The sequence below is a fragment of the Plantactinospora soyae genome (assembly GCF_014874095.1).
Classification (GTDB): domain Bacteria; phylum Actinomycetota; class Actinomycetes; order Mycobacteriales; family Micromonosporaceae; genus Plantactinospora; species Plantactinospora soyae.
Genome location: NZ_JADBEB010000001.1, coordinates 9,200,615 through 9,213,309, shown reverse-complemented (window position 1 = coordinate 9,213,309; position 12,695 = coordinate 9,200,615). Strand labels below are relative to the sequence as shown.

10 protein-coding genes are annotated in these 12,695 nt (G+C 71.0%); 6 read left to right on the top strand and 4 right to left on the bottom strand.

All coding sequences use genetic code 11. The features are described from left to right. Positions 1 to 14 precede the first annotated feature (14 nt). Entirely contained in the window at positions 15 to 911 is an 897-nt protein-coding gene (locus tag H4W31_RS40155) for a GNAT family N-acetyltransferase (protein WP_192771361.1), read from the top strand. 86 nt (positions 912 to 997) lie between these two features. Here the strand turns inward: H4W31_RS40155 and H4W31_RS40150 are convergent, their stop codons facing one another. Both H4W31_RS40150 and H4W31_RS40145 read right to left on the bottom strand, forming a co-directional pair. After that, the gene (locus H4W31_RS40150; protein ID WP_192771360.1) at positions 998 to 2,413 is read right to left on the bottom strand and encodes an alpha,alpha-trehalose-phosphate synthase (UDP-forming); all 1,416 of its coding nucleotides are present in this window, start codon (positions 2,411 to 2,413) and stop codon (positions 998 to 1,000) included. A 163-nt stretch (positions 2,414 to 2,576) separates the two neighbouring features. Then, entirely contained in the window at positions 2,577 to 3,422 is an 846-nt protein-coding gene (locus H4W31_RS40145) for an NADH-quinone oxidoreductase subunit A (RefSeq protein ID WP_192771359.1), read from the bottom strand. Positions 3,423 to 3,673: 251 nt separating this feature from the next. Here H4W31_RS40145 and H4W31_RS40140 point away from each other — a divergent pair, with 251 nt between their 5' ends. Then, positions 3,674 to 4,414: a lysophospholipid acyltransferase family protein gene (locus tag H4W31_RS40140; protein ID WP_192771358.1), complete on the top strand. Its 741-nt coding sequence runs from the start codon at positions 3,674 to 3,676 to the stop codon at positions 4,412 to 4,414. Between the two features lie 170 nt (positions 4,415 to 4,584). On the opposite strand, the gene H4W31_RS40135 is transcribed toward H4W31_RS40140, so the two are convergent. Next, complete coding sequence (locus H4W31_RS40135; RefSeq protein ID WP_192772769.1) at positions 4,585 to 8,136, bottom strand: adenylate/guanylate cyclase domain-containing protein; 3,552 nt, start codon at positions 8,134 to 8,136, stop codon at positions 4,585 to 4,587. 247 nt (positions 8,137 to 8,383) lie between these two features. Between H4W31_RS40135 and H4W31_RS40130 the strand changes: the two genes are divergently transcribed. Next, complete coding sequence (locus tag H4W31_RS40130) at positions 8,384 to 8,584, top strand: hypothetical protein (protein WP_192771357.1); 201 nt, start codon at positions 8,384 to 8,386, stop codon at positions 8,582 to 8,584. A gap of 108 nt (positions 8,585 to 8,692) precedes the next feature. Here H4W31_RS40130 and H4W31_RS40125 read toward each other — a convergent pair whose 3' ends face one another. After that, complete coding sequence (locus H4W31_RS40125) at positions 8,693 to 9,385, bottom strand: Crp/Fnr family transcriptional regulator (protein ID WP_192771356.1); 693 nt, start codon at positions 9,383 to 9,385, stop codon at positions 8,693 to 8,695. Between the two features lie 496 nt (positions 9,386 to 9,881). On the opposite strand from H4W31_RS40125, the gene H4W31_RS40120 reads away from it, so the two are divergent. The 3 genes from H4W31_RS40120 (at position 9,882) to proC (ending at position 12,672) form a co-directional block, all read left to right on the top strand. After that, a complete protein-coding gene (locus H4W31_RS40120; RefSeq protein ID WP_192771355.1) occupies positions 9,882 to 10,403 on the top strand; it encodes a polyadenylate-specific 3'-exoribonuclease AS in 522 nt (173 codons plus the stop codon). Positions 10,404 to 10,680: 277 nt separating this feature from the next. Then, positions 10,681 to 11,709, top strand: coding sequence for a 6-phosphofructokinase (locus H4W31_RS40115; protein WP_192771354.1), 1,029 nt, complete (start codon positions 10,681 to 10,683; stop codon positions 11,707 to 11,709). Between the two features lie 144 nt (positions 11,710 to 11,853). Further along, complete coding sequence (gene proC / locus H4W31_RS40110) at positions 11,854 to 12,672, top strand: pyrroline-5-carboxylate reductase (RefSeq protein WP_192771353.1); 819 nt, start codon at positions 11,854 to 11,856, stop codon at positions 12,670 to 12,672. Positions 12,673 to 12,695 lie beyond the last annotated feature (23 nt).

The following is a 12,695-nucleotide window of genomic DNA, read 5'->3' as shown; positions in this document are numbered from 1 at the left end:
TGGGGGGAGACGCCGTGCGGATCCGATCTGCCGTGCCCGATGACGCTCCGGCGGTGGTGGCGCTGCGCGCGGTGGTCTACCCGTATCTCGTCCGAGGGGTGGAGTCGACCCGCCGGATGATCGCCGAGCCGCCGCCCGGCGAGGACTGGGTCCCGTTCGTCGCCGAGGTCGACGGGCAGGTCGTCGGCTGGGCCTCCGCCTACCGGAGCATCACCACCTCGGAGCCCGACTTCGGGGAGATCTCGCTGCTGCACGTACATCCGGAGCATCGGCGGCGCGGTGCCGGCGACGCGCTGTTCGGCGCGGCGCGACAGCACCTCGGCCGGCTCGGTGTCCGGCGGGTCCGGGCCTGGGCGCTGGCGGACTCGCTGGACTTCGCCCGGAGGCATGGCTTCGCGCCGACCCGGGAGGCGCGCTACTCGGCGCTGACGCTGGACCCGCCGCCGCCCGGACAGTCCGCACCGGACGGCGTCCGGCTGGTGCCGTTGGCGGACCTGGACGACCGGCGCCTCTACGAGGCGTACGTCGTGGCCAGCGCGGACGAGCCGGATGACGTGCCCGCCGACGCGATCTCCTACGAGACCTGGCGGTACGAGGTCTGGGATCACGTCGCGTTGGACAAGGTGGCCAGCACGGCCGCCGTGGTGGACTCGGAAGTCGTCGCGTTCTCACTGGTCAAACGGGACGGCGAGCGGCTGTGGTCGGACATGACCGCGACCATGCCGCACCACCGTGGCCGGGGACTGGCCCGGCTTGTGAAGGTGGCGGCTCTGCGCCGGGCCGCCGAGCGTGGCGCCACGGTCGCCTACACCTCCAACGCCGAGTCGAACGCGCCGATGCTCGCGATCAACGCGCGCCTGGGCTACCGACCGGTCGGCACCCAGTTCTCCTGCCTGGCGACCCTCGCCTGACGTATGCCTGGCCACCCTCGCCTGACAATGCCTGGCCACCCTCGCCTGACAACTGTCGAGGGCGAGGGTGGCCAGGCCGTTATTGGTCAGGTCGTGGTCAGTTGGGTGACCAGGTTCCCAGTCTGGTCCAGCGAGGTCAGGTAGGACCGGGCCCAGGCCCGGATGTCGTGCACCCGCAGGTGTTCCCGCATCGACCGCATCCGGGCGTTCAGATCGGCCGGGGTGGCCTGTAGGGCGTGCATCAGGGTCAGCTTGAGGCCCTCCAGGTCGTGCGGGTTGACCAGGAATGCCTGCGGAAACTCCGCGGCGGCCCCGGCGAACTCGCTGAGCAGCAACGCGCCGCCGTCGTCGACCCGGGCGGCCACGTACTCCTTGGCGACCAGGTTCATGCCGTCCCGCAGTGGCGTCACGGCCATGATGTCGGCGGCCCGGTAGAGGGCGGCGAGTTCCGCCCGGTCGAACGGCTGGGTGAGGTAGTGGATCGCGGGTTCGCCGACCCGGCCGAACTCGCCGTTGATCCGTCCGACCTCGCGCTCGACCCGTTCCCGCAGGATCTGGTACTGCTCGACCCGTTCCCGGCTCGGCACCGCCACCTGAACCATCACCGTGTCCCGGACCTTGACGTGTCCGGTGGCGAGCAACTCGCTGTACGCCTTCAGGCGCTGCTCGATGCCCTTGGTGTAGTCCATCCGGTCGACGCTGAGGATCACGTGCTGCGGATCGCCGAGATCGCGCCGGATCCGGGTGGCTCGCTGGGCCACGTCCGGGCGGCCGGAGAGCGCCTCCATCTCGGTCATGTCGATGGAGACCGGGAACGCGCCGATCCGTACCACCCGCTCGCCGACCGCGATCCGACGGTCGGTGGCCGGCAGTTGCAGCACCTTGGTCGCCAGTTGCGCGAAGTTGTGCGCCGCCTGGGCCCGCTGGAAACCGACCAGGTCGGCGCCGAGCATGCCGCGCAGCAGTTCGGCCCGGCGGGGGAGCTGCATGAACAGTTCCGGCGGTGGGAAGGGCACGTGCAGGAAGAAACCGATCCGCAGGTCGGGGCGGATGGCTCGGAGCAGGCCGGGTACGAGTTGCAGGTGGTAGTCCTGCACCCAGACCACGGCCTCCGGTTCGGCGGCTTCGGCGGCGGCTTCGGCGAACCGTTGGTTGACCCGCTGGTACGCCTCCCACCAGCGACGGTGGTAGACCGGCTGCTCCACCGCGTCGTGGTAGAGCGGCCAGAGCGTCGAGTTGGCGAAGCCCTCGTAGTGGTCGCGTACGTCGTCGCGGGCCAGCGGCACGCTGTGCATCCGTACGCCGTCGATGTCGGCGAGCATGGGTGCGGGACCGGTGCCACCGGCCCAGCCCACCCAGGTCGCGGGGGTGTGTTGGAGGAGGGGATGTAGGGCGCTGACCAGCCCACCGGGGCTGCGGCGCCATTCGCAGGCGCCGTCCGGCGCCACACTGTCGTCGACGGGCAGCCGATTGGCCACCACCACGAGGGAACTCTGTCGCATTCGGGCACCTCGTTCCGGGCGAGGCGACCACCGCGAATGAAGAGCGATCGGGTAGTCGTGAGGGAAAGGTGACTTACAGCAGTATTCCTACTGATGAGAAATTACGCGAGTGTTACGCCTTGCCTCCACACGGCGATGAATCTCGCGATCTGGACACGAAGGGTCAGACCACCGCACCGTTGTCCGGGTCGTCGTCCTCCTCGTCGCCCGGCCGAAGACGCCAGACCAGGGTCACGAAGCCGGTGAGGATCCCGACGAAACCGAGCATCGTCACCAGGGCCCGGTCGATCGGGAGCAGCCACGGGAAGAGGAAGAGGGCGAACCCGGCGGTGATGGCCAGTACACCGATTACCGCGTACTTCGACATCCGGGGCAGGGGCGGCGGCGGTGGTGGGACGTAGCGCTCCTCCGGATCGTCCGGAAGATCCGCGCCGAAGGTGTCCAGGCCGTCGAGGAGCGACGGGTCGTCGGTCCGGCCACCGACCGAGATGCCGGAGATGTCGGTGGCCGACGGCAACCGGCGTACGCCCGTGTCGACCGGGCCGGAGGAGTCCTGGCCGGGGCGGGTCGGCGGGGTGGTCTCGGCGGCCCGCTCGGGTGGCTCGGTGACGGCGATGTCCTCGACGGCGGGCCAGGATCGGGAGTCCGCCGCGACCTCGGTGTGGTAGCCGGCGACGATCCGGGCCCACTCGGCCTCCACGTCCGGGTCGGGGTGCGGCGCGGGCTGGTCCGGAAGATCTTCCTCGGCGAGCTGGGTCAGGTAGTCCCGGGCGGTGGCCAGGAAGCTGCGGTCGACGTAGAGCCGGTCGACGGGCCGGGCGGGCACGGTGGTGGTACGGGTCACCGGATTGAGATCGGCGGACGGCTGGAGGTACGCGGCGATGCCGCCCGCGGCGAGCACGTCGAGCAGATGCTCACCGAGCCGCGGATCCACATCGCCGGCGACGGCGTACTCCGTCGCCTCCAGTCCGTTGTCCCGTCGTCCCCGACGAGCCCCACCCGCTGACACCCGACACCCTCCCTACCGGTCTGTGGCGCGCGACCGTGATCATGTCGTTGGCTGACCCACGAACCGTGCAATGAATCGTGACACGCCGGCCACTGGTTCCGGGAGTGCGTTGTGGCGTGCCGTACCCGCTTCGTAGGCTTCTTGCCGACAGTTCCCGCCCGCGGTCCGTGGTTCCGGTGCGACGCTTTCCGGCGTACCGCACCGGCCGGAGGCCGTCGTGGGGATGCGCGGGACGCTCGGGAAGGACACTGGTGCTGTACGGGCTGATGAAGTACGTCATCCTCGGACCCTGGCTGAAATTGATCTTCAGACCGAAGGTCGAAGGAAGAGAGAACGTACCCGACTCGGGTCCGGCGATCATCGCCAGCAACCACCTGTCGTTCTCAGACTCGATCTTCATGCCCCTGATAGTCAAGCGAAAAGTGACCTTCGTCGCGAAGGCCGAATACTTCACCGGCAAGGGGCTCAAGGGCTGGCTGGTGAAGATGTTCTTCGTCGGCACCGGCACCATCCCGGTCGACCGCTCCGGCGGCCGGGCGGCGCAGGCGGCGCTGGACACCCAGCTGCACGTCCTCCGGGCGGGCAACGTCGCCGGGATCTATCCGGAGGGCACCCGCTCCCCGGACGGCCGGCTCTACCGGGGCAAGACCGGCGTGGCCCGGCTGGCGCTGGACAGCGGAGCGCCGGTCATCCCGGTGGTGATGCTCAACGCCGACGAGATCCAGCCGCCCGGAAAGCTGCTGCCCCGGATCAAGCGGGTCCGGATCAGGTTCGGCGAGCCGCTCGACTTCTCCCGGTACGCCGGGATGTCCGGCGACCGGTTCGTCGAGCGGGCGATCACGGACGAGATCATGTACGAGCTGATGGAACTCTCCGGGCGCGAGTACGTCGACATCTACGCCCAGAAGATCAAGAACCAGCAGTTGAAGGCGGCGGCCACCCCGACCGTCAAGCCGCCCGCCGGGTCGACCACCGGTTCCGTGGCCGCCTGACTCCGAAGCCGGCTCCTCGGCCCTGACCCCGCTCCCCGTCCCGGCTCCACCGCCGGCCCAGCTCGGCGGGGACGGGGCCGGGGCGGGGCGCTCGGCGCTTGGCGCTCAGCGCTCGGCGCTCGGCGCTCAGCGGCTCGGTGCTCAGCGGCTCGGTGCTCGTCGCTCGTCGCTCAGGAGGCGAGGCCCGGTGCCGCGTCGGTGCTCGGCGGCGCCTGGCCGAGCCGGAGCAGGCCGGGTGCCCGGTTCCGGAGCGCGAAGGCGCGTACCTCGGCCAGCGCCAGTTCGGCATCGGCGCGGGCGCCGGCCAGGGTCAGCTCGCTGGCGGCCAGCGCCAGCGCCAGCATCCGGTCGGTCAAGGCCGGGATCTGCGCGTAGGTCTCCGCCGCCGCGGTGTAGAGCTGCCCGGCCCGATCATGGTCCCCGTCCGAGCCGGCCAGGGCCGCGGTCACGGTACGCAGCGAGGCCTCCACCCACGGGGTGTGGTGGGTGACCCGGTCCAGCATGTCCCGGACCCGCAGGCTCGAGTCCCGGCCGCTCAGTGCGGCGGCGTACGCGGCGGCGGGAATCCACTCGCCGCTGGCCAGGGACGGCACCGCAGACCACGACTCGGCCAGCTCGGCGAGCAGCCCGGCGGCCTCGGAGGTGCGCCCCTGGAGGGCCCGGCACAGCGCGCCCAGGCCCAGCATGTTCCAGTGCAGCCGGTGGAAGCCGCTGCGCCGGGCGGTGTCCAGGGCGTCGGTGATGTCGTCGACGGGGAGCTCGCCCGGCCGGCCCGGCGGTACCTCGCCCGGAACCGGCTCGTCGCGCAGCACCCGCAGGTACGCCCGCACGCCGCGCAGCTGCATGTCCCACCGGCCGTCCGGGGTGTCGACGAAGGCGTCGGCCACGGTCAGCACCTTGCCGAGGTCGCCCTCGCAGTAGGCCCGCAACGCCTCCATCGAGCCGCCGGTGGCCGGCGTGCCGCCCTCGGTGAGCGCGGCGAAGGACGCTCTCAGTTCGCCGGCCCGGATCCAGTCGCCCTCCTCCTGCATCGCGTGCGCGAGGTTGCGTACCACCCGGGGCAGCGCGAGCAGTTGGCGGGACTGGCAGAACCGCAGGATCTCGTGCAGCTCGTCCAGCCCGGCCCGGTCGCCGGCCTGGTAGCGGGTGGTCGCCACGGTGATCCGCGCGTCGGTCTGCGTCTCGATCAGGCCCAGCCGTTCGGCGATGTCGGCCGCCGCGCCGGCCGCCGCCACCGCCGGGTCGCGTTCGTAGTTGAGCATGTGCAGCCGGCCCAGCTCGGCGTAGGCGTCCGCCTTGTGGCCGGTGTCGGGCAGCGCGTCGAACAGTTCGACGGCGTGGTCCAGGCAGGACAGCGCGCCGGCCCGGTCGGCCCGCAGCCAGGCCGCCTGGCCGAGCAGGGTCCAGGCCCGCGCCGCGCCACCGTGCTCGCCGTACGCGAAGAGCCGGTCCGCCAGCGTGTGCAACTGGTCCGTACCGCCTCCGGCGAGGAACCCGGCACCGTCCCGGAAGTAGGAGATCTCGGTGCTGAGCAACTCCAGTTGCAGCCGGCCGACCGGATCGGTGTCGTCGGCCAGTCCGAGCGCCCGGGCCGCGTGGTTGGCCGCCGCGTCGAGCGCGTGCAGGGCGTACGCCCGCCGGGCCGCCCGGTGCAGCGCGTCCCGCGCGGACGGGGCGTACCGGTCGGTGTCCACGCCGAGGGTGTGTGCGATCTCGTGTGCCGCCCAGCGGTGATGGGCGAGCACCTCGGCCAGGTCGGTGTCCCGGCCCCGGGACATGCTGTCCAGCCAGTCCGCGGTCCGGTCGTGCCGGGCGACCCGCTCGGTCCGGGGCAGCCGCTGGTAGCAGACGTCCCGAACCAGGACGTGCCGGAACCGGAACTCGGGTTGGCCGGCCATCGTCGAGGACGACTGCTCGTGGACGAAGTCGCGCTGTTCCAACTGGCGCAGGGCCCGTTCGACCGACTCGACGGGCTGGCCGAGCGCGGCGGCGACGGCACCGGGCCAGAACTGCATGCCGACCACCGACGCCGCCAGCAGGACCGTCCGGTCCGGGCCGTCGAGCAGGTCCACCCGGTTGGCGATCACCGAGTGCACGCTGTCCGGCATCGCCATGTCGTGCTGCTTCTCCAGCGACCAGCCCCGCCCCGACTGGCGCAACGCACCCTGTTCGATGAGCATCCGGACATACTCGTGGGCGTAGAGCGGATTGCCGTCGGCCACCTCGACCAGCGGGCTGAGCATGTCGGTCGAGAACGCCGCCTGGCCGAAGATGTGGCCGTAGAGCGAGGCGATGCCGGTGTCCCGCAGCGGAGGCAGGGTAATGATCAACGAGCCGCTGGTCGTCCCCGCCCAACTGGGTTCCCGGTTGACCAGTTCGGGTCGGGCCGTGCAGAGCAGCAGCAGCGGCACGTTCTGGGCGTACGCCCCGAGCAGTTCGACGAAGTGCAGCATCGCCTCGTCCGCCCAGTGCAGGTCCTCGAAGACCAGCACGGTCGGCTGGCGGGCGGCGAGCGCGACCAGGAACCGCCGCCAGGCCGACTCGGACTCCTCGGCCGGCAGCGTCGGCCCGGGCAGCCCGACCACCGGGCGGAGCGCGTCCATCAGCCGGTCCGCCTCACCCGGCCCGACCAGCTCGGCCAGCGCCGAGTCCAGCCGACGGGTCGCGGTGGCGGCCGGATCGGTGTCCAGGATGCCCGCCTCGGCCTTGACGATGTCGGCCAGCGCCGCGAAGGTGACGTTCTCGCCGAACGGCGGGCACCGGCCGATCCGCCAGGTCAGCGGCTCGTCGGTCAGCCGCTCGGTGTGCCGGAACAGCTCGCGGACCAGCCGGCTCTTGCCGATCCCGGCATGCCCGAGCACTGTGATCATCTGCGGCAGGCGGTCCCGGATGGACCGGTGCAGGGCGTTGACGAGCAGCCCCAGCTCGTGCTCGCGGTCGATCAACGGAGTGATGTCGGGCTCCCGGTCCGGCGGCTGCTGCTGCACCGGGGACAGCGCCAGCCAGACCTCGGTCGGGGCGGACCGCCCGCGCAGGGTCACCGGGGCCTGCTCCTCGTACCGGATCGCGTCCCTGGTCATCGCGTGGGTGGGGCCGCACACCAGCACCCCGCCGGGCGGCGCCACCGACTGCATCCGGGAGGCGGTGTTCACCACGTCACCGGCCACGATCGCCTGTCCGCCGTCCCGGGCGGCGGCGACGTCCACCAGCGCCTCGCCGGTCGCCACCCCCACCCGGAAACGCAGGTGGTCGGCGCCGGTCGGGGTGAACCGGGTCAGCACCCGTTGCAGCTCCAGACCCGCGCGTACGCAGCGCAGCGGGTCGGTCTCGGTCGCCACCGGCGCGCCGAACAGGGCCATCACGGCGTCGCCGATGTACTTCTCCACCACCCCGCCGTACTGGCCGATGACCCGGCGGGCCGTCGAGAAGAAGGCGGTCTGCATGCCACGGACCAGCTCGGGATCCGCGCGTTCGACGTACGGCGTGAAGTCGATCAGGTCCACGAACAGGACGCTGACCCGCCGCCGGTCCTCCTGCGGGGCCGCCGCCCGCCGGCCGGACCGGCCCGACCGGGGGTTGCCGCAGGCGGTGCAGAACGCCGCGTCGGCGGCGAGTGGCTGGTCGCAATGGGGGCAGGTCGCAGTCAGCTCGGTCCCACAGCCCCCGCAGTAGCGGTCGCCGACGGCGGTGGCCCGGCCGCATCTGGTACAGAGAGCGGAGATGCCGACCTCCTACAGCGTCGAAGTAGCCTGCTGTCCTGCTGCGGCGGCCTTGCCGTCCGGCCCTGCTGGCCGCGGGATCCGGTGGCTCTTCAACCGCCGTGTTGTCGGGCGAATCGCCACCGCCGAGTATCACCGTCCGAACGTCTGTCAGGAACCGGCCTGTTAGCTAGCGGACAGTTCACCCGATAGTGTTCCAAGATACAGTCATTGGCGCCTACCGATCGACGGATTATCAGGGAGATGGGCGATGGTGTACGTCCGACTGGAACGGGAATGGACCGACGGCGATGGCGACGGGCACTCCCCAGGGGACATGATCGATGTGGACGCTGCCACCCTGGCGAAGCTCCAGGCGGCGGGGATCGTCGGTGGCGAGGGCCCCGACTGGCCGGGACCGACCGGTGGCGGTGGGGGTGGCTCGACGACGAACTGGCCCGGGTCGACCTGAGTCGTACCCGGACCGAGCGTGACCGGGCGTTCCGGAGGCTGTGGGGGCCTTCGGAACGCCCTTCGTCGGTCTGGAGTGGATTCGGGTGGCAACGGTGCGACGTACGGGTCAGCGGTCGGCCATACCGGCTCGGCGGCGCAGGGCGGCGACGTCGGTCACCACGATCCGGCGCCCCTCGGTACGCAGCCAGCCCCGGCTGGCGAACGACCCGATGGCCTGGTTGACGCTCTGCCGCGATCCGCCGGCCATCTCGGCCAGCTGGCTCTGGTTGAGTTCAATGGTGATCATCGGCGCCTGGCTCTCCCCGGCCAGCCGAACCAGCGTTTTGGCGACCCGGCCGGGCAGGTCGAGGAAGACGTGGTCGGCGTTCTGCTCGGTCAGCCGGCGGATCAGCCCGCCCAGCGACCGCATCACCGCGTCGAGGATGCGCGGATTGGAGTGCACCAGCTCCATGAACGCCCCACGGGACAGGGCGAGGGCCGTGCAGTCCTCGATGGCCTCGGCGGACGCGGACCGGGTGGAGGCGTCCAGTAGGGACACCTCGCCGAGCACGTCGGGCGGGCGGATCACGTTGAGCACGGCTCGCTCACCGGTCGGTGCGGTCCGGAAGACCGCGACCGCGCCCCGGCGGAGCACGATGAGGGACTCGCCCGGATCGTTCTCCACGAACAACAGCTGGCCCTTGCGATAGGTGCGCGGGACCGCTGCGGCGATGACCCGCTGACGTACCTCGGGCTCAAGGCCGGCGAACATCTCGACGCCGGTGAGGGCGTCACCCGGCTCAGGCAGGCGAACCTCCAAGGCTCAACCCCTCCCCGGTAAATGACCACAGTTGCTCTCGGACGACCCGCAACCGACCGAGTAAGCAAGGTGAAACTCATACCGGTAGGAGTCCGGTAGCGGTACACATCAGATCATGACGGTCGTGTCGCTTGCTGTACACCCCTCAAATCACTTCCGTGACAGTTCTGCCGCTGACCAGCGGGCATTCTGAGCCTCAGATTCGCCGCTGGGTGGGGACCGTACGGGGGCGTGGCGGATCTTGGGGGCGCGGGGCGCCGCGACCGGCCGGAGAGCGAGCCAGCTCCTGGCCGGCCGCGGCGGACAGCGGTGTGACCGGCGTGGGGGCGCCGGTCACCCGGCCAGGGGAGGGCGTGGTGATCCGGAGTATCGGATCACCACGCCGGCTGGCGTGACGGGCAGGGCCAGATGCCGGCAGTGGCGGTCACCGGCGGTGGGTTCGACAATTCCGCCCCCGATTCCCGCCGAGCGGGACGGATGGGCAAGGATGGCCCCGATGGTCTACCGCTATTTCTACGACTGCGAGTTCATCGAGGACGGCCGGCTCGTCGACCTGGTGTCGATCGGCGTCGTCGATGAGTACGGTCGCGAGTTCTATGCCGTCTCCACCGAGTTCGACGACTCGCGGGCGGTGCCGTGGGTGCGCCGGAACGTACTGGACAAACTGCCGTCCCCGGCGGACCGGGCGTGGCGTTCCCGCGAGCGGATCCGCGACGACCTCTACGAGTTCCTGGTCGAACCCGTCCGGGGCCGGCCGGGGGAGCGACTGGAACTCTGGGCCTGGTACGCGGCGTACGACCACGTGGTGCTGGCGCAGCTCTGGGGGGCGATGCCCGCGCTGCCGAGGGAGATCCCGCGGTTCACGAAGGAACTTCGACAGCGGTGGGACGACCGGGGGCGGCCGCCGCTGCCCGAGGCCGACGCCGAGCGGCATGACGCCCTGGTCGACGCCCGGCACAACCTGGCCCGCTGGCAGGCCATGCACTCCCGCACCGAGCCGGAGTCGACGTCCTCCTGACCGGGCCCGCCCGACGTGATCATGGATGCGGACCGGAAGTGCGAGCACGGCTGAACCGGGCGGATCCACCGGACCGGGACCATCCGGTTCTTGATCATGATGATCTTCGTGTTCTGCCCACCAACCGCGCACGGGGCGCGCTGGCCTGCCCTCCGGCGGGCGACTACAGTGCGCAATGACGGCCCGCCCCGGGCCGGCAATGACGCCGACGGTCTGACCTGACTTCGACCCTGGGGCTTGACGGGCTTACTCGAAGCTCCAGGAGGAGAAGCAGATCATGCGTATCGGCGTGCTCACCGGTGGTGGTGACTGCCCGGGTCTGAACGCGGTGATCCGAGCGGTGGTGCGGAAGGGCGTTGCCACCTACGGCCACGACTTCGTCGGATTCCGCGACGGTTGGCGCGGTCCGCTGGAGGGGCTGACCAAGCCGCTCGGCATCGCGGAGGTGCGGGGCATCCTGCCGCGTGGCGGCACGATCCTGGGCTCCTCCCGGACCAACCCCTTCAAGATCGATGGCGGGGTCGAGCAGATCAAGACCAACCTCGCCGAGCAGGGCGTGGACGCGTTGGTGGCGATCGGCGGTGAGGACACCCTCGGTGTCGCCACCAAGCTGCACGAGCTCGGCGTCCAGGTGGTCGGCGTACCGAAGACGATCGACAACGACCTGAGCGCCACCGACTACACGTTCGGGTTCGACACCGCGGTGAACATCGCGATGGAGGCGATCGACCGGCTGCACACCACGGCCGAGAGCCACCACCGCACCCTGGTCGTCGAGGTGATGGGTCGGCACGCCGGCTGGATCGCCCTGCACGCGGGGCTCGCCGGTGGCGCGAACGTGATCCTGCTGCCGGAGCGGCAGTTCGACGTGGAGCAGGTCGCCGGGTACGTCGAGAAGCGGTTCCAGCACCAGTACGCCCCGATCGTGGTCGTGGCGGAGGGCGCACAGCCGCTCGACGGTCAGATGGTGCTGCACAACAAGGAGCTGGACGCGTTCGGCCACGTCCGGCTCGGTGGCATCGGGCAGTGGCTCGCGCAGCAGCTGGAGGCGAAGACCGGCAAGGAGGCCCGGACGGTCGTACTCGGGCACATCCAGCGCGGTGGCACCCCGACCGCGTTCGACCGGGTTCTCGCCACCCGGCTCGGCCTGCAGGCGATCGACGCGGTGAACGAGGGCGACTGGGGCAAGATGGTCGCCATGCAGGGCACCGACATCGTCCGGGTCCCGCTGGCCGAGGCGACCCGTGAGCTGAAGACCGTGCCGCTGGAGCGCTACACCGAGGCCGAGGTCTTCTTCGGCAGCTGACGTCTCGCGGTGGTGGGGTGGCCCGCCGTGCCCGGCTCCGAGCGGTCAGGCTTGATCTCTCCGCCGGGCACGGCGGGCCACCCCCGCCGGCCGGTGTGGCCACCCGACCGCGATGGCTTGACGGCTTTCACCTGAGGAGGAGCGATGGCGCCGGGAGCGCACACGGTGGCCGTGATCGGCACCGGGAAGATCGGCGAGTTGATGCTCTCCGGGCTGCTTCGGGCGGGATGGCCGGCGGACCGGCTGCTGGCCACGACGCGACGGCAGAGCAGGGCCGAGGAGATCGCCACCCGGTACGGCGTACAGGTGGTCGACAACCTGGCCGCGGTCGCGGAGGCGGACGTTCTCGCCGTGTCGGTGAAGCCGCAGGACGCGGCGGCGCTGCTCGACGAGATCGGGCCGAAGGTGCCGGCCGACAAGTTGCTGATCTCGCTCTGCGCCGGCCTGCCGACGAGCTTCTTTGCCCGGCGGCTGCCCGAGGGCACGCCGGTGATCCGGGTCATGACGAACACACCGGCACTTGTCGACCAGGCGATGACGGCGCTCTCGGCCGGTGGGCACGCGACAGCGGCCCACCTGGAACTCGCCGAGGAGATGTTCCGGCCGCTGGGCGCGACCATCCGGGTCCCCGAGGCACAGCAGGACGCGGTGACCGCGTTGTCCGGTTCCGGACCGGCCTACTTCTACCTGCTGGTCGAGGCGATGATCGACGCCGGAATCCTGCTCGGCCTGCCCCGTCAGGTGGCCCACGACCTGATCGTGCAGACTGCGATCGGATCCGCGATCATGCTGCGTGATTCCGGCGAGCACCCGGTGAAGTTGCGCGAGGCGGTGACCTCGCCGGCCGGTACGACGATCTCGGCGATCCGGGAGCTGGAGAACCACGGCGTCCGGGCCGCGCTGCTGGCCGCCCTCGAGGCGGCCCGGGACCGGGCCCGGGAGATCGCCGCCCAGCACGACTGAGCGGGCCGGCGCGGCTGAGCCGT

What these genes read in the sequence shown, in the direction of transcription:
- H4W31_RS40120 (WP_192771355.1), top strand. Translation starts at nt 9,882, where the DNA reads ATGGTCTACCGCTATTTCTACGACTGCGAGTTCATCGAGGACGGCCGG.
- H4W31_RS40115 (WP_192771354.1), top strand. Translation starts at nt 10,681, where the DNA reads ATGCGTATCGGCGTGCTCACCGGTGGTGGTGACTGCCCGGGTCTGAAC.
- proC (WP_192771353.1), top strand. Translation starts at nt 11,854, where the DNA reads ATGGCGCCGGGAGCGCACACGGTGGCCGTGATCGGCACCGGGAAGATC.
- H4W31_RS40130 (WP_192771357.1), top strand. Translation starts at nt 8,384, where the DNA reads ATGGTGTACGTCCGACTGGAACGGGAATGGACCGACGGCGATGGCGAC.
- H4W31_RS40150 (WP_192771360.1), bottom strand. Translation starts at nt 2,413, where the DNA reads ATGCGACAGAGTTCCCTCGTGGTGGTGGCCAATCGGCTGCCCGTCGAC.